Raw genomic sequence first — 24628 nt, 5'->3', positions numbered from 1 at the left:
ATGGCTCGTTCGGGCTTTTGCTATGCCTATATTGCTTATACAACCCCCTCCATTGTATTATAGGTTTAATCAATACATAGGATTTGTTTTAAGTATTTTACATTTTGAAGGGAAAATATTATAATTCTTCTGTAAGATAGTTACAATAGTCTGTCATTTATAAACTATGAAAAGGAAGGTCAAACATGGGTATTGCAACGGAATTATCAAACTATTCACTAAACCTGAAGTACACAGATTTGCCAAAAAAGGTGGTGCATGAAGCAAAGCGTGCATTGCTAGACTCCATTGGCTGTGCCATTGCCGCATATGACAGCGAAACAGGCGTTATTGTGCGCAAGGTGATCGATGCCTTTGAAACAGGCGGCGGATCTACCATTATTGGAAGCGGAAAGAAAACCCTTCCCCATTATGCCGCCCTGGCAAACGGCGTTATGCTGCGTTACTGGGACTTTAACGACAGCTATCATTTTCCCATGGGAAAGATGCTGAGCGGCAGCCATCCAAGCGAGATCATCCCCACTTGCCTGGCAGTGGGAGAGGGGGAACAGATTGACGGAAAAGAACTTCTTACCAGTATTGTCCTGGGATATGAATTGTCCGGGCGGTTTATACGGGCTATCCGGCGTCTTCCGCTGGAAAACAGGGGCTGGAACTTTGACAGCCGCGGCGCCTTCATCACTCCCCTGGTAGCAGGCCGTTTGATGAAGCTGAGCAGGGAACAGATGGAGAATGCCTTTGGAATTTCCGGTTGCAGGGACATGATACTGGGAATCCTGGATGCCTCAGGTGAGACTTATACCATGGCAAAGAATATGCGTTTCCCCTATTCAGGACATAATGGTATCCTTGCAGCAATGCTTGCAAAAGAGGGATTTACCGGTCCGGTGCGTGTACTGGAAGGCAACCATGGATTTAACAGTGTGGTGGTATCCAATGATTTTGACTTTGAGGAATTATTAAAAGAGGACGAGTTTAAGATCCTGGACAATGACTATAAGCCCATGGTTGCCAATCGTTCCTCACAGGGCCATTTAAGCGCCACCTTGGAGAATGTGCGTAAATATGACATTAAGCCGGAGGATGTGGATCATGTGGAGGTATTTTCCACGGCCCGTGTTGCGGAGCATACCGGGGATCCCGCGAAAAAATATCCCACAAACAAAGAGAGTGCGGACCATAGCGCATGCTTTATGACAGCAGTGTCAATTGTGGACCGTTCCCTGGGAATTGCCCAGTTTACGCCCGAAAAATACAACGATCCTGTGATCAAGGATTTGATTGGGCGGATTACTATTTCAGCGGATGCAACATTGGATAAATATGACTGCGGCGGTATCTCTGTGATATACATGAAGGATGGGACCGTACATAGAACCCTGGTGGAATATCCTCTGGGTTCCCGGAAGAATCCTATGACAGATCAGGTGCTGGAGGATAAATTCATGGGAAATGCCATGCTTTTTATGAGTAAAGAGAACGCTAGGAGAGTGGCTGATGCCATCTGGAATATTGACCAGTGTGGCTGTGTGGGAGATTTTATGAAACTGCTTGTAAATGGCTGATTTGATTGGGAGGCGTTGAGATACATGACTGAAAACCTGACCAGAAGACTGATACGGGAACATCTCGTTTCAGGCGATATGAAAGCGGGGCAGGAGATTGCCCTGAAGATCGATCAGACTCTGACACAGGATGCTACAGGCACAATGGCATATCTGGAGTTTGAGTCCATTGGAATCCCCCGGGTTAAGACAGAACTTTCTGTCAGTTACATTGACCACAACTGTGTCCAGATCGGTTACCGCAATGCAGATGATCATGTGTTCCTTCAGACCCTGGCAGCTAAATATGGAATCTATTTGTCAAAGCCGGGAAATGGTATCTGCCATCAGGTACATCTGGAACGCTTTGGGATTCCCGGCAAGACCCTTCTGGGGTCGGACAGCCATACACCTACGGGCGGCGGCATCGGAATGCTGGCAATTGGTGCAGGCGGGCTGGACGTGGCAATGGCAATGGCCGGAAAACCATTTTATGTAAAAATGCCCCAGGTGGTAAATGTCAGGCTTCACGGGCGGTTAAAACCTTGGGTCAGTGCAAAGGATATTATTCTTGAGATCCTGCGCCGCCTGTCAGTTAAAGGGGGTGTGGGAAATGTATTGGAATTCAGTGGTGAGGGGGTTGACTCACTTACCGTCCCCCAGCGCGCGACTATCTGTAATATGGGGGCAGAGACAGGAGCCGCCACCTCCATCTTTCCCTCTGATAACCGGACTTATGAGTTTCTAAAAGCCCAGGGCAGGGAAAACTGTTACAGAGAACTTACTACAGGAACCGGCTGTCAATATGACCAGGTTATGGACATCAGTCTGGAGGAGGTGGAGGCCCTGGTGGCACAGCCACATATGCCTGACAGGGTAGTTCCTGTCAGGGAATTAAAGGGGATGAAGATAGACCAGGTATTTATAGGTTCCTGTACCAATGGTTCCTACACGGATTTGGTGAATGTGGCGAAAATATTAAAAGGACGCACCGTACATCCTGATATTGAGGCAGCTGTCTCCTGCGGTTCAAAGCAGGTAATGCATATGCTTGCGACTAATGGATATCTGGCCGACCTGATCGCCTCCGGTGTGAGGGTGCTTGAATGTGTGTGCGGTCCCTGCGCAGGAAACGGATATTCTCCCAGTACAGGGGGAGTCTCTCTTAGAACGAATAACCGTAATTTCGAGGGACGCTGCGGTACGAAGGATGCAAAGATTTATCTCGTAAGCCCGGAGACAGCAGCAATGTCTGCCCTGACCGGCTGCTTGACGGATGCCCAGGAAGCAGCGGACCGGTTGAGAGATGTACAAATACCGGAGTATTTCTATTGTGATGACCGCATGGTCATTCCTCCGGCAGATTCTGGGGATGGACTTGTTGTTATAAAGGGGCCCAACATTAAGGGTCTGCCCCAGTTTTTACCCCTGCCTGAACGGATCAGCGTCAGGACTGTGATCAAAGTGGGTGATAATATCACCACAGACCATATCATACCTGCCAATCCGGACATTGTACAAATGCGTTCCAATATCCCGGCTATTTCACGGTTTGTGTTCCATGGGATAGACCCCGGATTCGCAGACCGGTGTGACGTCTTTGGCCCGTCTGTTATTGTGGCGTCCCAGAATTATGGACAGGGTTCCAGCCGCGAACATGCTGCTCTGGGGCCAAAGTATCTGGGGGTAAAGGTGGTTATGGCCAAGTCATTTGCCCGTATCCACAGCCAGAATCTGGTGAATTTTGGGATCCTGCCATTGGAATTTACGGATGAACAAGACTACGAGGATATATGCCAGGGAGATGTGATCGAGATGGAACATGTGGCGGATAATTTGGAGAGGAATGAAATCCAGGCCAAAAACCAGAGGAGCGGTCATACCTACAAATTACATCATACCCTAAGCGGACGTCAGATCGAGACCATAAAGGCCGGAGGCCTGTTAAGACAAGCAGGATTGGAATAAGAGCAGGCTGGGATAGGGCATTCTTGTCTTTTATGAGCGACAGAGAGGAAATCAATATGAATAAATGTAAAGTGTTCGTTCCATATGGCGGATTGGGCATGGGAATCAGTGAGGAATCATTTCAAAGAGCCATTGCCATGAAGCCGGATATTATCTCCACTGATGCGGGGTCCACAGATTCAGGACCTTATTACTTGGGAGCCGGAAAATGTAAATATGCCAGGGAAGCGATTAAAAATGATACCAAAAGAATGATCGTGGCTGCTCATAAACTTCATATACCTATTACCATTGGCAGCTGCGGCACCTGTGGTGTGGATGACGGCGTGGATTTTATGGAAGACGTCTGCCGGGAAATCTGCCGGGAGGAGGGTATTACGGTCAAGGTTGCAAAGATCTATTCTGAACTGAGCAGGGAGACTGTCAATGAAAAGCTGGGCAGTGGGAAGATTAAGCCGCTTGAACCTGTGATGGAACTTGACCAGGAAAAGGTTAACAAATGCAGCCACATAGTGGGGGTGTTGGGGGCAGAACCATTTATAGAGGCCCTGAAGAACGGCGCAGATATAGTCCTGGCCGGGCGTACTACGGATACGGCTGTCCTGGCCTGTATGCCTTTGCTGAAAGGATGCAGCCCTGCCGCGGCCTGGCATGGTGCAAAAGTATGTGAGTGCAGCGGCACATGTACCACCAGCCCGCAGAGCGGCGGTATTGTACTTACGGTTGACGAAAGCGGATTTGAGGTGGAGTCCCCTGCCAGGGACAGCATTTGCACTCCCTTTACGATTTCCGCCCATCTTTTATATGAGAATGCAGACCCCTTTTATCTGGTGGAACCAGGTGTGATCGTGGATGTCTCTGAGGCGGATTATATACAACTTCCCGAAGGCCGTGTACGAGTGGAAAACACCAGGATCTGGCAGACCTCCTATACCATGAAGCTGGAGGGAGCCGGACCGGCAGGTTATCAGACCATAACACTTGTGGGGATCCGAAACAGGATTGTGCTTAAGGATCCGATGAGCTGGCTTGACAAGCTTTCCGCTCATGCGGACCAAAAGCTGGGATCATTAGGGTATGACCCTGATTCCTATTCTTACAGCCTTCGTCCTTACGGCTATCAGGCAGTCTATGGAGGAGATGTGCCTGAGGGTTACATCCCTAATGAACTGGGGGTTCTGCTGACCGTTACCGCAGATGACCAGGAGACAGCCACAAAGATAGCAAAGGTGTTTAACCCCATTTTGCTTCATTTTGAAGTGGCAAAGAATACTCCAAAGCCTTCTTTTGCATTTCCCTTTTCTCCCGCTGAGGTGGAGAAGGGAAGGATTTATGAATTTCAGTTGAACCATGTGATCGAACTGGATGATCCCTTTGAACTGATACGCATGGAATATGTGACCATAGATGGGAAGGAGGAATAAAATTGGAAATATTTAGCGAAGTGGCACACTATATACGCTCTAAAAATGCAGGCCCCTTCTGGATCACTATTGACGTGTTCTGTGGGGATGAGGAACGGTACAAGGTACTTTCTAAATCCCCAAGTTTGAATCCGGAGGTGATCGCCCGGGCTTATAAGGTGAATCCGGATAGCGTCCGAGTGTTCTTTCTGCCGTCTATTCATACCATTAAAATATCATATCCCAGGGCCCGGCCCCAGGGTTCCAAGTATGAAAGGGATATGCATGCCGGGCAGCAGTATGTGGAGTTGGGAAATCTTCCTGTGTAATGAAAAAATATCATATTGGCAGGTGAAATTATGAAACGATATGCATATATAGGCTGTCGTACAACCCGGGAGAGAGATGCCTGTGGAAATGGGATCGAAGTTTATCAGGTCAATGACATTACCGGCGGATGGCAGCATATGGGAACGGTTAAGACCTTGGAAAACCCATCTTATCTTGCATTTGACAAAGAAGGGCAGTATCTGTACGCAGTACATGGGGATACCACCAAAGCCAGTGCTTTTTACCTGGAACCAGGGACCGGTATGCCTCAGGCAATTAATTCCGTTGAACTGAAAGGGAGCAATCCTGTTTTTCTTCTTCCGGACCATACAAATCAGGACATGCTGATCGCTTGTCTGGGATCCGGCAACATAGTGGCGGTCCAACGTAGAGAAGACGGGGGCCTTGGAGGTGTTGATGCACAGTATATGTTTCCTGGTAATGAAGATGTGCAAAAGATGACCTGTCCTCATCAGATCTACTATGATATGGATGAGAAATATCTGATCGTATCCTTAAAGGGCATAAAAAAACAACAATTCCTGCTAAGGAGGGACTGGCCGTTTTTCGGTTTACCCCCGAAGATGGATTCCATAAGATCCAGAGCATCAGCGGCAGGAATTTTGACCATTGCCGTCAGGTCACCGTCCACCCGGGAAATCGTTTTGTCTATCTGCTCAACGAACTGCAGAGCCGGGTTATATCACTTTATCTGGAACAGTCCACCGGCCATATGACTCCATTCCAGGTGTCCCAGACACTTCCGGATAATTGTGTAGATACCGGTTCCCTACTGGCAGGTACCCTTTGCTGTACCAGGGATGGACGCTATCTGTACGTTTCCAACAGGGGACATGACAGCATTGCAATGTTCCGGGTGGAACAGGAGACCGGAAGGTTATTAAATATCGGATGGGTTCCCTCTATGGGGCACCAACCAAGATTCATATGCCTTGATCCATTATCCCGTTATTTGTATGCAGCCAATGAAAAAAGCCATACGATCATCCAATACAGAATTGAGGAAAACGGCCTGTTAACCTATACAAACAATGTAATTGAAACCGGCAGCCCGGTCTGCATTATCTTCGGGCCCTGACGTTTGGAGGAACGCGGATGGATATTCGTGAGTTCAGTTATATATTAGCAATTGTTGAACATGGAAGTTTTACAAAGGCAGCTAATGCCCTGTATATTTCCCAGCCGTCCCTGAGCCTGTACATTAAAAATATCGAGAGGCGTTTGGGATTTACCTTTTTTAACAGAGCGAACAGAAAATTAATTTTGACCGAAGAGGGGCAGGTATATGTGGATTATGCCCGGAAGATCATGGAACTTAATAATGATATGATGGAGGATCTGGAGCGGCTGGCGGTCAGGAGGAAGATCTACTGCCGTGTGGGGTTGACAATGACGCGGAGTATGGATCTGATGCCTTTGTTTATGTCAAGGATGCAGGAACGTTATCCAGGTATATGTGTGGAGGTGGTGGTTAGTAAAACCAATGATCTAATCAACAGTGTACTCAGCCAGGAACTGGATTTTATCCTAATCAACAAGGCATTTGAAAATAGTGAACTGGAGTACGTCAGCCTGTATGAGGATCAGATGGTGATTGCAGTCAACCGGAAAAACCCGGTGAGACAATATGCGCAGGAAGTGCCGGGTTCGGATCTTCGCAGCATTGATATGAAATTCCTGACCGGAGAACCGGTGGTCACGTTTCAGGCCGGAAACTGGCAGCGCCGTATGATGGAATATCTTTTCAGCATGCAGGATGCAACTCCTAATATTATTTGTGAAACCAATAACCACTTATCCGCGCTGGCACATGTGAAAGCCGGGCTGGGTATTGCAACACTTGTGAAAAGCGGCATCCGCAGATTTGTGGATGATGATGCGCTGGAATTCCTTTCCGTGCAGAATCCTTATCCCTGTATAGAGTTTGTAATTGCATACCTTAAGAACAGAGCAATGTCCGATACTGCCAATAGTGCTGTAAACGTAATTGAGGAAATTATCCACTCTTCCTATAAGGAGGAGACAAATAACGCAAGTGGTCGTCAAACATGGAATAAGAGCACGTGAACGTGCAGGAAAGGATGGATAGAATATGAAAAAGAGTCTAAGAATCAGTACCCTGTTATTAATAATGGTTATGCTCATGTGTGGATGCAGTGCAAATTCAAAACCTGAGGTTCAGAGCGGTTCCCAATCCGGCTCACAGCCGAAAGCCAGTGCGCCTTCCAGCAGTGCAGCGGGTAAGGCTGGAGCAGGAACTGAGGAGGATTACCCCAAGAATCCTATTACCCTGGTTGTTCCATTCTCAGCCGGAGGTTCCATCGATACTTTGTGCCGTACCCTGGGGCCATTTATGGGAAAAGAGTTAGACACCAATTTTGTGATTGAAGATATGCCTGGCGCCGGTTCCCAGGTAGGCCTGACCTACCTGGTCCAGACAGCTAAAGCAGATGGGTATACTCTGTCTGAGGTTTCCGAACCCCATATGAGTTTCTCCATTGCGGTCCAGAAGGCTCCTTATACAGTGGATGATTTTGCATTCCTGGGTATGATCCAGGTGGATCCGGTTGCCATGATCGTCAAGCAGGAAAGCCAATGGAATACCATGGGTGAACTCATCGATTATATTAAGCAAAATCCTGGAAAAGTTGCTATCGGGTGCACACAGATGAGCGGCCCTCAGGTGGTGATGCTTTATATGCAGCAAAGTATGGATCTGGATTTTACCATTGTTCCATATGAAGGCGGAGGCGAAGGAAGGGCTGCCCTGATTGGTGACCATATTGATGCTTACTTTGGTTTTGTGCAGGCAAACTACAGCATGAATGATATTGGTAAGTGCCTGGCGATCGGATCCGACCAGCGTTCCCAGCTGTGGCCTGATGCGCCAACCATTGCAGAGGCGGTTCCTGATGATTCCGGATTTGCAGATATTGCGGTTCAAATGGCAAGCTACAGGACCATTGCTGTGCCTGCTGCTTTTAAAGAACAGTATCCGGAGCGGTTTGAAAAGCTGGCGCAGGCACTGGAAACCGTATTTAACAACACCGAGTATCAGGCTGAATGTGAAAAGACAGGCCAGTTGGAAATTATGGAGTGGCATGACAGCGCAGAGGCAACGGAGATGGTCCATCAGTCCTTTGAACTGCTTTCTGGTATGGCGCACTATTTTGAATAAAGGAGGTGTGGGAGTTGAAAATCGGAAAATACCGTATTGGGTTAAAATCTTCCACCTGCCTGCTGGTACCGCTGATCATGTGGGGAATCGTGATCGCTTATATGCTGCAAAGCAGAAGCCTGTATTCAGATAATGCGATGCTGCTTGTAAGATGGTGCTTTTATGCAATGATCATCTTTACCATCCTTTCCGTGAAAGGGGATCTGACCATTCAGAGGGAAGGGGATATAAAGGATGAGCCGGTGAAAGGAAATGCACCGGGAGGATTAAGCCATGAAACAATCAGGCTGTTTGTATTTATTGTTAGCATAGGAGTTTATCTGGTGATCATGGAGTGGCTGGGATTTATCATCACAACACTGGTCTTTATTGCTGGTATGATGTTTTATCTGGGGGTGAGGAGTAAAAAATTAATGGTTTTAGTTCCTGTCTGCCTTACGATGCTGATTTATCTTATGTTTGATGTGTGGCTGTCAATCACCCTTCCCGTCAGCATATTTGGCTTTTGACAGATGCGGACAGACAGTTCTGTCCGTACCTGCTGAAAGCAGAAAGGATAATTGGATTACTTATGATTGAATGGACTTCATTTTTTGCCGGAGCATGCCAACTTCTTAATCTGCAGATCATCCTTCTGATGATCGCAGGCATATTTTTTGGTATACTGTGCGGCGCGATCCCGGGTTTTAGTGCAAGTATGGCAGTAGTAGTGGTACTTCCCCTGACCTTCAGCATGGAGCCTTTGGTTGCAATGGTATTTTTGTGCTCCATCTATGTGGCGGCGGTCTATGGGGGGTCTATTACTGCAATTTTAATCAATACACCGGGTACTGCTAACTCTGCGGCCACATCTTTTGACGGGTATCCCATGACATTACAGGGAAGGGCGGGTGAAGCTTTAGGACTGAGCATTGGCGCTTCCTGTATCGGCGGTGTGATCAGCTACGGGTTTATGCTGGTATTGATGTATCCGATCGCGGCATTTGCCGTGAAGTTTGGTTCTGCGGAAATGTTCCTTTTGGCAGTATTCGGGCTGACCATTATCGGGGGGATCAGCGAAGGCGGACTTTCCAAGGCGCTTCTGGCCGGACTTTTTGGAGTGATCGTTTCAACTGTGGGGATTTTTCCTGCCGGTTCCATTAGAGGTCACTTTGGCAGTCCATGGCTCTTGGACGGACTTCCTACTGTCCCCACCATCATCGGATTCTTTGCCCTGTCAGAAATGTTTAATATGCTGAATAAGGATTTTGTGGTCGAGGGGACGAATGTAAAGCGCAGTGTAAAGGAGATTGTAAAAGGAACCCTAAAGCCTCTAAAGTCTCCTGGCAACCTGTTCCGTTCCAGCCTGATCGGTACCTTTATCGGGGCTGTTCCGGCGGCGGGAGGTACGATCGCCAGCTTTATCAGTTATAATCAGGCTAAACAGGCATCAAAAGATCCGGACAGCTTTGGAAAGGGAAATCCGGAGGGAGTGATCGCCAGCGAGAGTTCCAACAACGCGTCCACCGGAGGGGCGCTGATCACCATGTTTGCATTGGGGATTCCAGGAAGTTCCACTACGGCAATTATGATGAGTGCCCTGATGATACAGGGACTTCAGCCAGGACCCCAGCTGTTTATGAACCAGATGCCCCTTGTTTATGCCATTATCATTGCATTGTTTCTGAGCCAGGTGGTGATGTGGATTGCAGGTGTGATGTTTTCCTACTCCCTGTCCGGCGTGCTGAACGTATCCACCAAGATCCTTGTTCCGGTGATCAGCGTGCTGTGTATGATGGGGGCGTTTGCCATCAGGAAGAGTATGTTTGACTGTGTGCTGGTCTTGATCTTTGGCATCATCGGTTATCTGATGAAGAAAAACGGATACCCAACCATTGCCACAGTGCTTGGTATTATCCTTGGCCCCATTGCAGATACGAATCTGATCCGAACCACCATACGCTTTCAGGGAGATTATTCTGTATTCTTTACCCGTCCGATCTGCATTGGTCTTTTGATTTTAACTGCTGCAGGGATCCTGGTTCCCATTATAATGCGCAAACGCCGTGAATCAGGACGGGCATCATAAAACGATTATATTAATTTAGTTAAGGAAAATGGAGGAGGAGGTCATGTCCTTTGTTCTGAATGGGGTTTCTTACCTGATGCTGTCGGTATTTGTGATATCGGCCCTTGGGTATATGCTTGGTCGGATTACGATCAGGGGCATCAGTCTTGGTACGGCAGGTGTATTTATCATCGCACTGATTTTTGGTGCATTGTTTGGTGATGATCTGGCCGCACAATTTGTTATAGTGGATGTGAGCTATGCATCGCAGACGTTGAAGATCGTTGAAAATCTGGGTCTGATCTTTTTTGTATCCGCGGTTGGTTTTATTGCAGGTCCCAATTTTTTTAAGAATCTGAAAACAAACTATAAATCCTATGTTTTGTTGGGCCTGGTGATCATTATTGCAGGGGGGCTGAGCGCGGTCGGGTGCATCTGTGTGGGGCGTTTACTGGAGTCCCATCACCCGCTGTTTGATTCCAGGGAACTGACAGCCATCATAGCCGGTTTGTTTTCAGGTGCACTGACCTCTACACCTGCTTTTTCAGCCATTAAAGAAACTGTTGCAGCCCCCTATCAGGATGCAGTGACTGTTGGCTATGGCATAGCATATTTGTTTGGTGTGATCGGAGTGGTGCTGTTTGTGCAGATCATGCCGAAGATTGAACACGTGGACATGGAGGAAGAAAGAAAAAAGATCACATCGGTGGATATGGGAACAGTGAAAACAAGCCAGAGAGAGCTGATCCATATGGACCCATACGGCTTTATGCCCTTTGCGGCCGCAGCTGTGGCAGGGATATTGGTGGGTACCATGAAAATTTTCCATTTCTTTTCACTGACAACAACCGGCGGAACGCTGCTGGTTTCCCTTTTGTTTGGTCATTTTGGCCACTTTGGTCCTGTTAATGTGACTCCGTCAAAAAAGGTTTTGGAAACCTTCCGTGAGCTTGGCTTGATGTGTTTTCTTATAGGCGCAGGATTTGCAGGGGGAATGAGTTTTGTAAAATATTTTAAGGCAGTCTATTTCCTGTATGGTATTGTAATGACTGTTGTACCAATGCTTGCAGGGTACATTGTGGCGAAATATTTATTGAAAATGAGTCTGTTGAACAGCCTTGGCTCCATTACCGGAGGAATGACGTCCACACCGGCCCTTGGCACATTGATCCATGTAGTGGGGTCCGATGACATTGCGTCAGCCTATGCAGCCACTTATCCCGTTGCATTGATAGCAGTAGTGCTTATATCACAGCTGATTGTGATTCTCCTCTAAAAAGCCCGCACAATACCGGAAACTAAGGGAACCTGATTCTGGTTCTTGATTTTCTTCCAAGTTCTGTTTTATAGTATTAAGAACCTGGAGTGTCTGGTTGAACAGATTGAAAAGGGCCGCCCTCCTCTGCGGGAAACCATGAAAGGTGAACTGGTGGAGCGGAAATCCGTCCGCGGGCTGGAAGAGACTTAGTCATTGCAGCCTGCGGCGCCCCTGATCCGGCAAACTGCGCGCCCTTCCTTGGAATCCAGGGTCAGGGTGGCGCGGGATCCGCTGACATCATACAGCTTTACAATGTCTGCCAGTTCCTCCTCCTGGGGCCACAGCTCCTTCAGAATCTCAGGACATCTGGCCAGCAGGCCGGGCTGGTAAAGGCGGGTCTTACTGTTGTCGTTGATAGCGCCGTAATAAACGTCTGCCTCCACCATGTCCTGGAACATGTGGCTTCCGTAGGACAGGTCGGGATGATAGCCGGCTTTGTCATAAGCCACCTCGCAGATGGCATTGAACTGGCTGATCTCTGAATAGACCACCGGAACTCCAAGTTCAGGGGAGGAGGTTCCGATCCGTCCCGGAACAAGAAGCATCAGCTTCTTGTCCGTATCCTCAAAATGCTGGTTGATCCGGCTGATGAGCCGGGCCACGTCCGGCTTTTTTGCATATGGGTATTCATAGTATTTCTGGGGATCCACCCACACGATATAATCCATGGTTTCTTCCTTGGAGCGCCGCATGGAGGTCCTGCGCACATCAAATAAAAGCTGATGGTCCACACCCTCAGGTATATGGACCTGTTCCGAAAGGGCAGCCTGCAGGGGGCGGCACTGCAGCAGATTCAGGCGCCATATCCCTTCCTCCGGGCTGGTAATGGCAAATTCCACATCCACCGGCCGTTCATAAGCTGTTTCCAGCATTTTCATCAGATCGCGCATCATATGTATAAAGTCTAAGTTGTCCACCAGTCCCTGACAGTCCGCAAAATATACCTTTCGGTAAATATGCCGCTGGGCCAGCATGTCCTCCGCCTCCGTATCATGGCTTAGGACCATTTTTCCCTGCCATTTTGGAAGCAGTTCTATGATCTGCTCCAAGGGTTTGGTACAGAGCTGTCCGGCGGTAAAGTCCAGCACATCCACCTGGCGCTGCGAGAACTTATGCCTCTCAGCCATGGTGGTGCGCAGATTGGCCTGGGCGCGGTCCAGGCATATAAGCCGTGGGTAATCCCCCGGAGTCCGTTCCACCGCCCTGGTCCCAAGCCCCATGACCATGCGGAGCATACCGGCCTCCGGGTTCAGCTGTTCCATCCATTTATAGGGATTGTAGGAACAACCCATGCCTGCAGCCACCGGCAGATAGAAATCACCGTACGCCTGTCCGGCCACGGGCTGGATCAGCAGGGCCATCTGTTCATCCACATCCAGTAAATGGCGTTTCCTGCGGTATTCAATGGCCTGCTCGTTCATTACGCTGGCATATACCCTGCGCACCGCGCATTCCAGTTCCTCCAGCCGATCTTCCTTTGTACCCTGGTTCATGCAGAAAACGGATTCATATTTTCCTGAAAAGGCATTTCCGTATCCATCCTCCATGATGCTGCTGGAGCGCACAATGATGGGGGTGGACCCATAGTGGTCCAGCATTTCTCCCAGCTCTTTAAGTATATCATCCGGAAGGCGGCCGTTTTGCAGCCTGTTTGTCAGCTCGTCCGTTTCCTTAAAATCATCTTTTTCCAGTCTGTGCCGCGCTTTTAACTCAGAGCAGCGGTTCAGGACCAGATACCTGTAAAATACATCCGTACCGATAAAAAAAGAATCGTGAGGTTCCACGTAGGCCGCGTAATCCGCCATCATAAGTTCGATCAGCTTTCTGGCCACAAGAAGTCCGCAGGCTTTGCCGCCAATGACGCCTCCGCCTATTTTCCGGTCCCACACATGTCTGAAATCATCATCTGTAAAATGTTTCAGGATCAGCTGCTCCATGTGGCTTTCCGTTGTCATGATCTGGTTGCAGATGCATTTGCGTTCTTCTCTTGTTAAATTTTCTTTTATTAAGATCTGTGGATAGTCTGCCATTTGCCATCCTCCTGATAAGGTAGTGTTTGTCTTACTATTATAACAGAAAAAAGGCCGGATGGAAGAAAATTGATCATTTCTATTGACATATATCCTGTATGGATCTACAATTTAGTATACAAATGTATACTAAATTGTAAGTAAAGCAATAAAAGGTACGGATAAAGGAGATCTGCATATGGATAAGATCAATCTATCGGACGGGGAATGGAAACTGATGAACCTGCTGTGGCAGAACCCGCCCAAGACCATTACCCAGCTGACAAAGGAGCTGGAGGAACTGACCGGATGGAAACGTAATGTGATCATTACCATGCTGAAACGTTTGGAGGCCAAGGGCGCCATCCGCCACCGGGAAGGAGAGCGGGCCAAGCTGTTCTACCCGGCGGTGGACAGGGAAGGGACTGTCCTGGAGGAGACGCGGGGATTTCTGAACCGGGTATTTCAGGGCAGCTTCAGCCTGATGGTTAATGCCATGGTAGATTCCAGGGAACTGTCCGATCAGGATATAGAGGAGCTGAAGGAAATCCTGGAAAAGGCAGAGGAGGAGAGGCATGATTGAGACACTTATTACCTCCTCGGCTCTTATTGCGGGAATCTGCCTGCTGCGCCTTTTCCTGAAAGGGAGGATCAGTCCCGGAATACAGTATGGAATTTGGGCTACAGTGGCACTGCGCCTTATGATCCCTTGGTTTTCTCCTTTGTATTCCTGGTTTAGGACCATTGAAAGTCCATTCAGTGTGATGAATGCGGCGGATAACCTGCGTGAGATGGCAGCTGTCCGGCCGGTAGCGGAACCTCTTTTAGATAATCTGGGCACAGGGCAGGTGATTCCCTATGCTGTCCCGGCAGCCGTGGCTGGGAGGGCCGCGGGCCATGACTGGAATCTGATCATTCTCACGCTGTGGATATTGGGAGGAATCCTGCTGTTTGCCCGCATGATGTGGACCAACCTGCATTTTTCATGGAGCCTCTATATGCGGAGGGAGCGGTATCTGGGGGATACATATGGGATCACAAAGCTTCCCGTTTACTGCGTTCAAGGTCTCAGTACCCCATGCTTTATGGCGTTTCTCTGTGACCGGGCCATCTATATCCCTTGGGACATGGCAGAGGATGAGGGGAGGCTGCGCCATATTTTGATCCATGAAGACTGCCATGCCAGCCACCATGACCATATATGGAGTATGCTGCGGTGTATCCTGCTGTGCTATTACTGGATCGATCCGCTGGTCTGGGCAGCGGCTTTTTTATCCAAGAGGGACAGTGAACTGGCCTGCGATGCGGCTGCGGTACGCCGGCTGGGGGAGGGAGAGAGAATCGCCTATGGCAGGACCCTGATCAGCCTGATGGAAAAGAGGCGGCATAGGGCAGGGGTCCTGAATGTTTCCCCGGACATGTGGAATGGGAAAAGGGCTGTGAAAGAACGGATCGCCATACTGGCAAAACACCCGGTGACCACCAGGGTGATGGCCTGCATCCTGGTCCTGATCCTGACGGTTCTGGTGGTCTGCACCTATACGGGAAAACAATCCCAGTCTGACATCACTGCACGCACCGAGGCGTGGGCCAATGCTTTTTGCGGCAGGGAGGGGAACACCCTTAAGGACATGTTTGATCCGCAAGATCCTGACGGGTTTTATAAAATGGACCAGGTCCAGTCACAGCCGGGGGATCCGGCGATCGGTTTTGGCTGGTCCAGTCCATGGCCCATGGATCAGTTGTACGAAACAGAGACAGAAGGCAGCCGGTCGGAAATTACCTATTATGCCATGACGTCAGATCCCCACCGGTGGGTTTGGAAAGAGCACCTTACCTGGAAACAGGAAGATGGGATCTGGTATGTGGAGCAGGAGACATTGAAGGAATATGACAGTATTCTATCTGCCCGGGAGTTTTATGAGGCGTATGGACGGGGAATCGCAGGAACCCCTATGGATTACCGGAAAGACGGAATGGCAGAAATCCTGAATGAACATGCCGCCTCGGACCCGGTGTTGGGGGATCTGAGATATCCCGACCTGGCAATGGAGTATCTGCTGAATCTCCACGGCGGAAAGGGTACGGTAGTGGAGAACTTGGACACGGCGGCGGAGGACACGGGGACGGCGGCGGAGGACATGGGGACGGCGGCGGAGAGCAAAAGTAAGGTGGTGGTTTATACATTTCCGGACAAGAGCAGGGCGGCTGTCACCATGATACAGCCCTTTGGAGGGGAAGGAATCTGGATACCGGAGGAGCTTACGGAGATTCCGGAATCAGCCTTGGATAAAAGAGAGGATGGGGAGAGCAGTCCAAAAGAAAAGGCGGAACGGGCGGAGCGAACGCCAGAGGGGGCGTTGGATGGGACGTTAAAGGGAACGGAAGATGGGACGGATCGGATTTCAATGGATGACGTCCTTAGGCTGGCCGGTGTGACGGATGCCGCGTCACTTGCAGAACGGACGAAGAACTTTCCGGAACCGGACAGGGTGGATGGAGACGAGGATGAAAATTCCCTTAACCGGGTGGAACATTATCCGTTTGTCCATTTGGATGAACCGTATGAGATCCAGGTATCCTATGAGAACAGGTCAGGCGATCTGGATTACATCAGCCTGCAGCGTCTGACCACAGGGGAATGGCTGAATCTGTACCAGACTCCGGAAGCTGTTAAAAAGTATGGAATAAAGCTGGCGGACAGAGGGGAGATAGAGGTTTTTTTTGCCACTCACAGGAAGATGTCTGATTACCTGACCTACCGCCTGCCCGGTGAACTTTCAGATGGAGATTATATGGAAGCCCTGGGAAACAGCAGCGGAGGAAATCTGTTCCTTACCTCAGATCAGGCCGCCCAAAGACGGCTGGAGGATTTGAACAGATATGTGGATACCTCTGCAGTCCCTCAGGAATGGAGATCAGCCGGAGCGGTACAGCGGTTTACGGGAGACTGGCTTTACCGGAGATTTGAACAGGGGGAACTGATGGAGATCGGGTATCCGTGGAACCATTCCATGTTTATCAGCGAACCGGTATCCGTCATTGACTGCGAGGTCCCTGCCCTGCTCATACTTGTAAGCCATGATATGTACACATCTGCATCCCTCACAGATGCAGAGGCTGAGCACGGCCCCATACCAGAGGAGGACAGGACTTCCCGCATGTGGTATATATTTTTTGCAGAATCGGACAGTGATGAGATGTATGCCATCTCACTGAACGGGGATCTGTATCATGAATCGGATCTGCTTAAGATCGCGCGGACCGTTCACTTTACAGAGAATGCCTGGACAAAGAAGTGAGGCAGGATACACGGTCCTTTTGAAAGAAACGTTTGGTCTCATCCGTTACCACACCGCTCAGTGCAAACAGCGCGATCATATTGGGCAGGGCCATAAGGCCGTTGAATATATCAGCAATGGTCCACACGGCCTTTACTGTCATGTATGGCCCGATGAAAACAGCAAAGATATACAGCCAGCGGTATGCCTTGACCACCTTCATGTTGCCGCCGGTGAGGTATTCCAGGCACCGCTCGGAATAATAATCCCAGCCGAGGATGGTGGTAAAGGCAAAGAACACCAGGCAGAGCATTAACAGGAATGAGGAGACAATGGCCGGAAGAGGAAGGCCGCTGTTAAATGCATAGTTTGTGATGGCCACTCCGGTCAGACCCTCCACCTGCCATGCACCGGTGAGCACGATGGATAGGCCTGTCATGGTGCAGATCACAATGGTATCAATAAAAGTGCCTGTCATGGAAACCAGGCCCTGGCGCACCGGCTCCTTTGTCTGGGCAGCTGCAGCGGCAATGGGAGCAGAGCCAAGTCCGGCTTCATTGGAGAAAATGCCTCTGGCAATCCCTTTTTGCATGGAAATGATCATGGTGCCCACAATACCGCCCGTGACGGCAGATGGGTTAAATGCGCCTGTTACAATGGTCACAGCTGCCTGAGGGATAGCGGACAGGTTGCACAGCAAAAGGGCAACTGAGAGAAGGATATAGACCACGGCCATAAAAGGAACGATCACCTGGGATACATTGGCAATGCGCTTGATTCCCCCAATGAGGACCAACGCCACGCACACGCTGAGGATCAGGGACGCGATGACCACGGTCCAGGAATAGGTTCCGATCCCTGGAATGGTCACGGTCCAGGACTGATTGGGATCAAAAAAATGATTCACTGCTGAGGAGATTCCATTGACCTGGGAAAATGTCCCGATTCCAAACAGACCCACACAGACGCCAAAAAATGCAAAGATCCTGGCCAGCCACTTCCAGTTTGCGCCCATTCCACGTTCAATATAATAAAACGGCCCGCCCAGCACATGGCTGCTGTCATCCACCACCCGGTACTTGACCGCTAGCAGCCCTTCCGCGTATTTGGTGGCCATTCCAAGAAATGCCGCCAACTCCATCCAGAACAGGGCGCCCGGCCCGCCGGCGGCAATGGCAGTGGCCACGCCCACAATATTGCCTGTTCCAATGGTGGCTGAGAGGGCGGTACAGAGGGCTCCGAAGGAGGTCACCTCCCCTTCGCCGTTTTCTTCATTTTTAACCATCCATTGAAGCGCCAGTGGGAGCCTGCGGATCTGAAGAAGGCCCAGCCTTGCTGTAAGCAGGATGCCCCCGGCCAATATGAGGACCATAAGGGGAACGCCCCATACCAGATCATCGATTTGTTCAAGTACCTGATTGATTGTCTGCCACATGTTTTAATTCCTCTTTTCTGCATTGATTGTTCAACATTAAAAACAGCAAAAAAATGAGACTGCCTCCAGTCTTCTGGAATCAATCTCACGTAACGGAATCAGGGAATAGGGACCCATGGAGGTCCTGAATGCGTACTGTATCATTCAAATCTTTCTCTGTCCTTTTGCCTGAGAGATTGGTGCGCTCTGCGCACTTTGCACCTTCGGCCCCCGCACTGAAGCGGGTTTCTCCAGAGTTACATCCGTCCATAGTCTTTTTCCGCCGGTGCGGAAGCCTGAGAGTGTTACTCCTTCGGCAAGCCATTGCTTTTTCCTACGAACATCATCTGTTGTTTTTTGTTGACGGTATCAAAAGTATCATATGATAGGCCGGTTGTCAATAGGATTTTCCGTTTGGTTTTCTGACCGCGGACACATGTTCGTAAACCAGATTGAACACCATGCCGACCGCAACCACAATGCCCCCCACAAAGGAGGTGCCGGGGTAGGTGTTTTTTGAACACAGATCCAGAAGGATTCCTGTAAAAAGCTGTCCTACAAAGGTCAGAAGCGTAAGACGGAAGGCAGATACCCTGGGAACCGTGATATTGCAGAGCAACACCGTGGAAACACCCAGGATCCCTCCGCAGTATATCCATGCCTGAGTTGAAAAAACAGACGGACAGGAGAGATCGGCAAATGCTGCAGGATCCCGCATGATGACCAGGGCGGCGACCACGATCGTAATGGGAAGGCCCACCAGGTGGTTTACAAGGGAACCCTGAAGATCGCCTGTATGCCGGGCCAGGCATGCATTTACGGTACGTGAAAGTACCACTGAAACACCTGCCGCCAGGGAAAAAAGAGCGGCGCAGGCAGCGGAACCCACGGTACGGTCCATCATGATAAAGATGCCAAATAGAGAAAAGCCAAGGCCGATAAAGGATTCCCTCTTAAAGGGATGCTGCTCCATGCCAAACAGACCCAGGCAGTCAGTGGCCAGGGACGCTGCGGTCTGGCCTAACAGTCCCAGTGCAACAATGCTGGTCATGCTGATCTTTCCGAAGGCAAAATTATTAAAAACAGTGGTCAGGACGCCGATTGCGCCGCCCAGATAGATCCACAGGGGCTGATGCTGCCTGGGCGGAATCCGTTTTCCCTGTGCGGCGCACAGCACAAATGCAAATACCACCCCCACTATATGGATGATAACAGCAGCCACAAAAATCCCGTAGTATTCTGATAGACCTCCGTTGATAAATACCATTACGGCAATGACCACCCCGGTTAAAAAAGACAATGCGTGATACATTTTCCCACCTCCCTGCCTATATTGTACTGTGAGATATTGACAGCTGCATAGGACATATGTCATACTAGTCAAAACCTGTATCATGTATAATGAAAGGGGAAAATGATGCAAAGAAAGCCTTTATCGGACCAACATTGTGTGAAACTGGCCGAATATGGATTACAGGCCATTCCGCTGGATTCCTGCGTATGCCTTAAGTTTCACGCAGGGGAAACTATTTTGCAGGAGGGAATGCCCATCACATACCTGTTTGTGGTGGTATCGGGCAGCGCAAAGGTCTGCTCCACTGCCAGGAACGGCAAAAACCTTGTGCTTTGTTATTATATTTGCGAAGGTCTGATGGGAGATCTGGAACTGATGACAGATACCTATATTGCCACCACCAGCATTGTGGCTGTGACGGATTTTGAATGCATTGCCATACCTTTTCAGCGCAATGCCCTTTACCTTAAATCCAATGTCCGGTTCCTAAACAGGCTTGGGAGTGAACTTGCACTGAAGTTGATACGCAGTTCACAAAACTTTGTGTCCGCTTCCCTGTATTCGGGGGAAGAGCGTCTCTGTGCGTACATCCTTCAAACTTCCCACAATGGGATCTTCAGCGATATCCTTACCGATACAGCCTGTTCCGTGGGGATGAGTTACCGACATATGTTCCGTCTTTTGAACCGTCTTTGTGAAGACGGGGTGCTGGAAAAGCGGGAAAACGGATACAGGATCCTGGACAGGGAGTCATTGGCTGAAAAGGCAACGGAATTTTTATAAATGAAACGAAAAGACAGGATAAAGGCAGGAAAAAGCAGGATCCTGTCTTTTTTGTTGGAGAAAAACAGGCGGCCGATCAATTTTTTGAACATGCCTTAAGGCGGATGGGGGAAAGAAAAAGAAAAAAGTCAAGCCAGTCACACTTTTGTCCGAATTTAATATATTATACTATACCAAATCGGTATTAGAAAATATAGTAATGCTAATTTAGTGGAGGTTCATTATGAGCGATACAAATTATAATAATTGTGAGAGTGAAAATAGAGAGTCCTGTTATGAGTGCAAATGCTGCTGCGAGTGCGACAGGCCCCAATATCTTCCTCCTAACAGGACCCTGTTAAAGTGCGGCTGTCCTGGTGCTGTTACCCTTCCTCTGGCTACCATAGCAGGAACCAACTTTACAGTGGCTTCTGTGAACGTGGATACAAGAGGATTCCGCAAACCATGCATCAAATTTGAGTTTGCAAGCAATATCGTAACCACTGCAGGCGTACTGACCCTTAACCTGCAGATCTTCAAACAGTGCAAGAACCAGCTGGTTCCTATTCCGGTAGGTCCCGTATGGACGTTCTCACGTCTGGTAGCTGTTACTGAGAGCAATGCCTTTACGTTCTTTGTTTGCGACTGTGATATCTGTGAGGAAGAATGCTGTAACTACAGCGTGGTTGCAACTGTTGCAGGCGTGGCAACTGTTGGTGTTACTTCCATCAACAATGCAACTCTCTCTGCAATTGTAGTTGACAACGGGTGCGGCTGTAAATAAATTGATTCCATGAACAATGAGGAGCGGCTATGTATAACAGTAATTTCAGACGCTGTGGGTTTGGGTGCTTTGGAACAGGCAGGTGCAGACCCCAATCGAATTATCCCATGAAGAACCGTGTTGAGTCACGCCCAGGACGTGATGTCAATGGCAGTGTGTGTTCCGGCAATGGACATGAGAACAGCAAAAGGTTACTGTTAAAGAGCTCCTCATTTGGGGGACTGGTTTTGCCCGAAGGCATGGCGGGGGAGGCCACGTATCATGTGGCTTCCCTGAATCTGGATACATCCGGCTGTAAGGATTTTCTGGTGCTTTTAAATTTTTCATGCAATATAACAGCCAATGTATCCGGTTTTCATTTAAGGTTTCAAATGTTTAAGCAGGAGAAATGCCAGCCGTTTCCTGTTCCCGTCAGCTCCGGCGTACTGTATACCAGAGCAGTGGCCAACACAGGATCCGATTCATTCACATTGTCGGCATGTGACCGTGATTCAATGAAAAGTCCATGCTGCAGCTACAGTGTGCAGGTGGAGGTGGCAGGTATAAGATCCGGCGGAACAGGGCTGATTGCAAACCCGGTCCTGATTGCTACCATCATGGAAAATAATTAATCTATCTGATAGGAGGAACTCCCTATGGAGGCACAAAAAATAAAAGAATATAACGTTTCCCGTATGTCGATTGAGAAAAATGTTATAAGCTGGGAAGGCCATGCGGTACGGCTTCCGGGAGTTGTCCGCATATGGGTGGGTGATAGTCCTAGAAGAACATTTCCAATCAGTATGGTACTTATCCTTCTTATGATCGCGCTGTCCGGACCGGGGATCGTGAACAAGGCTGTCATGCTGGCGGTCCTGGGCATATACATGGGCATTCATCTTAGATCCGGGAAAAAAACGGATATGCAAACAGGCGGAAAGGATCATGTATATCTGGAACTCTGCAGTGGGATGGTCTGTTCATTTGAGTCGGGAAGCGAATCCTTTGCCATGGAGTTTTATGAGGTGTTAAAGCATCATATGGAAGGGGATGCAGGTATGGCCCACTGTGAGATTGTTTTTGAAAACGGCGGTGAGATCATTAACCAGACAAAACAGGAAGAACCTGAAAAAGCATCCAGCGTCCTGGAATTGAATGTATCTGGGGGACTGAATGGCCAGATCGTGCAGGAATTGAAAAGGCTGTACGGCAGCTATACAAAGAAAACAGATACCAACAGCGAAGTGCTGTTGCTTATAAACGAAGCAGCCAGCCTGATGGAGAAAAATGACAGGGTTGGGTTAAAGTCTGTTTTTGAGAAGTTCATTACACTGGGCTTGATCAATGACTGTAATGAGCTGGGATTGGATTCCCTTCTTCAGGAAATAAGAGCCACCATTTATTAGGATATTAGTTATCATACATTTACAGCCTCTGCAGCCATCAGGATTTACCATGGCGGCGGAGGTTCTTTGCTGTGGGAGGCAGAAGGGGCATTGCACCTTAGCGGCCTGTCCGTCATATAGTAATATAGAGCTGACAAGCATCCCCACTTATTTTGAAAATATCCCCCGGATTGCAGGTATGCAGACAAAATACGGCGGATAGTAAGGCTGGATCTTATGAGCCATAAAGAGAGGTCAGCTATGCAGGATAGGCTTTCTAAAAGCGAAAATCTATGAATAAGGAGCAATCAATATGAATGAATTAAACAGACCAGGATACGAAGGTAATGTTCCATTCAGCAGAAACCGATGCAGCAAATCTGCGGCAGATATGTGCAGCTCATGCGGCTGCGGCGGCTGTAACTGCTGCTGCGGCCGTGGAGCAACCGGGCCGACCGGGGCAACCGGGCCGACCGGGGCAACAGGAGCAACCGGGCGGACTGGGGCAACAGGGGCGACTGGAGCAACCGGGGCGACTGGAGCAACCGGGCGGACTGGGGCAACTGGGCCAACCGGGCTAACCGGGGCAACAGGAGCAACCGGCCCTGCTGGTCCCACAGGGCCTACTGGAATAACCGGGCCAACAGGAGCAACCGGCCCCACAGGAGCTACGGGAACCACTGGAGCAGCCGGTCCTATTGGACCTACTGGAATGACAGGCCCCACGGGAGCAACTGGCCCCACGGGAGCGAATGGAGTGACTGGGGCAACCGGAGCCACGGGAGCAACTGGCCCCACGGGAGCAGATGGAGGAATAGGCCCCACCGGTCCCACAGGAGCGGATGGAGTAACGGGTCCTACAGGGGCTGCCGGAACAACAGGAGCGGATGGAGCAACCGGCCCCACGGGAGCCACGGGAGCAACTGGTCCCACGGGAGCAGATGGAGGAATAGGCCCCACCGGTCCTACAGGAGCGGATGGAGTAACGGGTCCTACAGGGGCAACCGGAGCCACGGGCATAAATGGAGCTACTGGTCCAACAGGACCTACGGGAGCCACCGGAGCTACCGGGGTACCGGGAATCATAGGCCCTACCGGTCCCACGGGAGCGGATGGAGCAACCGGCCCTACGGGAGCAGCTGGGGCTACGGGAGCGAATGGAGCAACCGGTCCAACGGGATCAACTGGAGCAACAGGGGTTACGGGAGCCACAGGAGCGATAGGCGCTACCGGTCCCACGGGAGCGGATGGAGTAACCGGCCCCACCGGAGCGATTGGAGCTACGGGAGCATCAGGCGCTACGGGCCCCACCGGTCCAACTGGCGCTACGGGTTCCACTGGATCAACCGGAAGCATAGGTCCCACCGGCCCCACGGGAGTAAGTGGGGCTACAGGTCCCACGGGGGCAACCGGAGCAACAGGAGCGGACGGAGCCACCGGTTCTACGGGAGCAACCGGAGTTATAGGCCCCACGGGAGCAACCGGGGCCATAGGCCCCACCGGCCCCACGGGCGCTGATGGAGCCACCGGTTCTACAGGCGCCACAGGTCCCACGGGAGCAAATGGAGCGGACGGAGCCACCGGAGCAACGGGCGCTATAGGGCCTACCGGAGCAGCGGGAGCAACCGGCCCCACCGGCCTTACCGGAGCAGCGGGAGCGACCGGTCCTACCGGAGCCACCGGAGTGGCAGGAGCAACCGGCCCCACCGGAGTCACCGGCCCTGCTGGGCCTACCGGAGTCACTGGAGTGGCAGGAGCGACCGGCCCTACTGGACCTACTGGAGCCACCGGCCCTATCGGGGCCACCGGAGTCACTGGAGCAGCAGGAGCGACCGGCCCTACCGGAGCCACCGGAGTCACTGGAGTGGCAGGAGCGACCGGCCCCACCGGAGTCACCGGCCCTACTGGACC

At 50.2% G+C, this 24628-nt stretch carries 19 protein-coding genes, 2 pseudogenes and 1 riboswitch; of the genes and pseudogenes, 18 read left to right on the top strand and 3 right to left on the bottom strand.

All coding sequences use genetic code 11. The features are described from left to right. Window positions 1–185 precede the first annotated feature (185 nt). From CLFS41_RS28020 to CLFS41_RS27970, 11 genes and pseudogenes are all read left to right on the top strand, one after another. Entirely contained in the window at window positions 186–1565 is a 1380-nt protein-coding gene (locus tag CLFS41_RS28020) for an MmgE/PrpD family protein (RefSeq protein ID WP_045094236.1), read from the top strand. Between the two features lie 24 nt (window positions 1566–1589). Beyond that, window positions 1590–3512, top strand: coding sequence for an aconitate hydratase (locus CLFS41_RS28015; RefSeq protein WP_045094235.1), 1923 nt, complete (start codon window positions 1590–1592; stop codon window positions 3510–3512). A gap of 56 nt (window positions 3513–3568) precedes the next feature. After that, complete coding sequence (locus tag CLFS41_RS28010; RefSeq protein ID WP_045094261.1) at window positions 3569–4936, top strand: acyclic terpene utilization AtuA family protein; 1368 nt, start codon at window positions 3569–3571, stop codon at window positions 4934–4936. 2 nt (window positions 4937–4938) lie between these two features. Beyond that, window positions 4939–5244 carry a DUF4387 domain-containing protein gene (locus CLFS41_RS28005; RefSeq protein WP_045094234.1) on the top strand — a complete coding sequence of 102 codons (306 nt, stop codon included), beginning with the start codon at window positions 4939–4941 and terminating at the stop codon, window positions 5242–5244. A gap of 30 nt (window positions 5245–5274) precedes the next feature. Continuing rightward, window positions 5275–5754: pseudogene (locus CLFS41_RS31085) on the top strand (beta-propeller fold lactonase family protein); the annotation flags it as partial. Next, complete coding sequence (locus CLFS41_RS31080) at window positions 5745–6344, top strand: beta-propeller fold lactonase family protein (RefSeq protein ID WP_082082713.1); 600 nt, start codon at window positions 5745–5747, stop codon at window positions 6342–6344. The pseudogene CLFS41_RS31085 and the gene CLFS41_RS31080, both read left to right, overlap by 10 nt. Before the next feature lie 17 nt (window positions 6345–6361). Continuing rightward, window positions 6362–7333 (top strand): LysR family transcriptional regulator, encoded by a 972-nt coding sequence (locus CLFS41_RS27990; protein WP_045094233.1) that lies wholly within the window; start codon window positions 6362–6364, stop codon window positions 7331–7333. A 25-nt stretch (window positions 7334–7358) separates the two neighbouring features. Continuing rightward, window positions 7359–8444, top strand: coding sequence for a tripartite tricarboxylate transporter substrate binding protein (locus tag CLFS41_RS27985; RefSeq protein ID WP_045094232.1), 1086 nt, complete (start codon window positions 7359–7361; stop codon window positions 8442–8444). A gap of 14 nt (window positions 8445–8458) precedes the next feature. Further along, window positions 8459–8953, top strand: a complete 495-nt coding sequence (locus tag CLFS41_RS27980) for a tripartite tricarboxylate transporter TctB family protein (protein WP_045094231.1) — start codon at window positions 8459–8461, stop codon at window positions 8951–8953. 62 nt (window positions 8954–9015) lie between these two features. Beyond that, entirely contained in the window at window positions 9016–10512 is a 1497-nt protein-coding gene (locus CLFS41_RS27975; protein ID WP_045094258.1) for a tripartite tricarboxylate transporter permease, read from the top strand. Between the two features lie 43 nt (window positions 10513–10555). Further along, window positions 10556–11767 carry a permease gene (locus CLFS41_RS27970; protein WP_045094230.1) on the top strand — a complete coding sequence of 404 codons (1212 nt, stop codon included), beginning with the start codon at window positions 10556–10558 and terminating at the stop codon, window positions 11765–11767. Between the two features lie 188 nt (window positions 11768–11955). Here CLFS41_RS27970 and CLFS41_RS27965 read toward each other — a convergent pair whose 3' ends face one another. Then, complete coding sequence (locus CLFS41_RS27965) at window positions 11956–13839, bottom strand: PEP/pyruvate-binding domain-containing protein (RefSeq protein WP_007860275.1); 1884 nt, start codon at window positions 13837–13839, stop codon at window positions 11956–11958. 178 nt (window positions 13840–14017) lie between these two features. Between CLFS41_RS27965 and CLFS41_RS27960 the strand changes: the two genes are divergently transcribed. Together CLFS41_RS27960 and CLFS41_RS27955 are read left to right on the top strand one after the other, a co-directional pair. Further along, window positions 14018–14401 (top strand): BlaI/MecI/CopY family transcriptional regulator, encoded by a 384-nt coding sequence (locus CLFS41_RS27960; protein WP_007860274.1) that lies wholly within the window; start codon window positions 14018–14020, stop codon window positions 14399–14401. Beyond that, the gene (locus tag CLFS41_RS27955) at window positions 14394–17120 is read left to right on the top strand and encodes a M56 family metallopeptidase (protein ID WP_045094229.1); all 2727 of its coding nucleotides are present in this window, start codon (window positions 14394–14396) and stop codon (window positions 17118–17120) included. Before CLFS41_RS27960 ends, CLFS41_RS27955 begins: the two co-directional genes overlap by 8 nt. Here CLFS41_RS27955 and CLFS41_RS27950 read toward each other — a convergent pair. Together CLFS41_RS27950 and CLFS41_RS27945 are read right to left on the bottom strand one after the other, a co-directional pair. Then, complete coding sequence (locus CLFS41_RS27950; protein WP_007860272.1) at window positions 17092–18534, bottom strand: alanine/glycine:cation symporter family protein; 1443 nt, start codon at window positions 18532–18534, stop codon at window positions 17092–17094. The two genes, CLFS41_RS27955 and CLFS41_RS27950, sit on opposite strands and share 29 nt — an antisense overlap. Window positions 18535–18680: 146 nt before the next feature. Next, a riboswitch (glycine riboswitch) is annotated at window positions 18681–18778 on the bottom strand. Between the two features lie 132 nt (window positions 18779–18910). Beyond that, window positions 18911–19825: a DMT family transporter gene (locus CLFS41_RS27945; protein ID WP_045094228.1), complete on the bottom strand. Its 915-nt coding sequence runs from the start codon at window positions 19823–19825 to the stop codon at window positions 18911–18913. Between the two features lie 102 nt (window positions 19826–19927). Here CLFS41_RS27945 and CLFS41_RS27940 point away from each other — a divergent pair, with 102 nt between their 5' ends. From CLFS41_RS27940 to CLFS41_RS27920, 5 genes and pseudogenes are all read left to right on the top strand, one after another. Then, window positions 19928–20590: a cyclic nucleotide-binding domain-containing protein gene (locus CLFS41_RS27940; RefSeq protein WP_007860270.1), complete on the top strand. Its 663-nt coding sequence runs from the start codon at window positions 19928–19930 to the stop codon at window positions 20588–20590. Window positions 20591–20813: 223 nt separating this feature from the next. Then, window positions 20814–21353 (top strand): DUF4489 domain-containing protein, encoded by a 540-nt coding sequence (locus CLFS41_RS27935; RefSeq protein WP_007860269.1) that lies wholly within the window; start codon window positions 20814–20816, stop codon window positions 21351–21353. A 29-nt stretch (window positions 21354–21382) separates the two neighbouring features. Next, entirely contained in the window at window positions 21383–21964 is a 582-nt protein-coding gene (locus CLFS41_RS27930) for a DUF4489 domain-containing protein (protein ID WP_007860268.1), read from the top strand. Between the two features lie 24 nt (window positions 21965–21988). Then, entirely contained in the window at window positions 21989–22738 is a 750-nt protein-coding gene (locus CLFS41_RS27925) for a hypothetical protein (RefSeq protein ID WP_045094227.1), read from the top strand. A gap of 292 nt (window positions 22739–23030) precedes the next feature. Next, window positions 23031–24628, top strand: a pseudogene (locus tag CLFS41_RS27920) (collagen-like protein); the annotation flags it as partial.

This window comes from Clostridium sp. FS41 (assembly GCF_000954015.1).
GTDB classification, from domain to species: Bacteria; Bacillota; Clostridia; order Lachnospirales; family Lachnospiraceae; genus Enterocloster; species Enterocloster citroniae.
The sequence above is the reverse complement of the archived record's forward strand: the minus strand, read 5'-3'. Positions and strand labels throughout refer to the sequence as shown.

Excerpts from the sequence above, each read along its gene's own strand:
- CLFS41_RS28020 (WP_045094236.1), top strand. The coding sequence starts at position 186 with ATGGGTATTGCAACGGAATTATCAAACTATTCACTAAACCTGAAGTAC.
- CLFS41_RS28015 (WP_045094235.1), top strand. The coding sequence starts at position 1,590 with ATGACTGAAAACCTGACCAGAAGACTGATACGGGAACATCTCGTTTCA.
- CLFS41_RS28010 (WP_045094261.1), top strand. The coding sequence starts at position 3,569 with ATGAATAAATGTAAAGTGTTCGTTCCATATGGCGGATTGGGCATGGGA.
- CLFS41_RS27990 (WP_045094233.1), top strand. The coding sequence starts at position 6,362 with ATGGATATTCGTGAGTTCAGTTATATATTAGCAATTGTTGAACATGGA.
- CLFS41_RS27985 (WP_045094232.1), top strand. The coding sequence starts at position 7,359 with ATGAAAAAGAGTCTAAGAATCAGTACCCTGTTATTAATAATGGTTATG.
- CLFS41_RS27975 (WP_045094258.1), top strand. The coding sequence starts at position 9,016 with ATGATTGAATGGACTTCATTTTTTGCCGGAGCATGCCAACTTCTTAAT.
- CLFS41_RS27970 (WP_045094230.1), top strand. The coding sequence starts at position 10,556 with ATGTCCTTTGTTCTGAATGGGGTTTCTTACCTGATGCTGTCGGTATTT.
- CLFS41_RS27965 (WP_007860275.1), bottom strand. The coding sequence starts at position 13,839 with ATGGCAGACTATCCACAGATCTTAATAAAAGAAAATTTAACAAGAGAA.
- CLFS41_RS27960 (WP_007860274.1), top strand. The coding sequence starts at position 14,018 with ATGGATAAGATCAATCTATCGGACGGGGAATGGAAACTGATGAACCTG.
- CLFS41_RS27955 (WP_045094229.1), top strand. The coding sequence starts at position 14,394 with ATGATTGAGACACTTATTACCTCCTCGGCTCTTATTGCGGGAATCTGC.
- CLFS41_RS27950 (WP_007860272.1), bottom strand. The coding sequence starts at position 18,534 with ATGTGGCAGACAATCAATCAGGTACTTGAACAAATCGATGATCTGGTA.
- CLFS41_RS27945 (WP_045094228.1), bottom strand. The coding sequence starts at position 19,825 with ATGTATCACGCATTGTCTTTTTTAACCGGGGTGGTCATTGCCGTAATG.
- CLFS41_RS27940 (WP_007860270.1), top strand. The coding sequence starts at position 19,928 with ATGATGCAAAGAAAGCCTTTATCGGACCAACATTGTGTGAAACTGGCC.
- CLFS41_RS27935 (WP_007860269.1), top strand. The coding sequence starts at position 20,814 with ATGAGCGATACAAATTATAATAATTGTGAGAGTGAAAATAGAGAGTCC.
- CLFS41_RS27930 (WP_007860268.1), top strand. The coding sequence starts at position 21,383 with ATGTATAACAGTAATTTCAGACGCTGTGGGTTTGGGTGCTTTGGAACA.
- CLFS41_RS27925 (WP_045094227.1), top strand. The coding sequence starts at position 21,989 with ATGGAGGCACAAAAAATAAAAGAATATAACGTTTCCCGTATGTCGATT.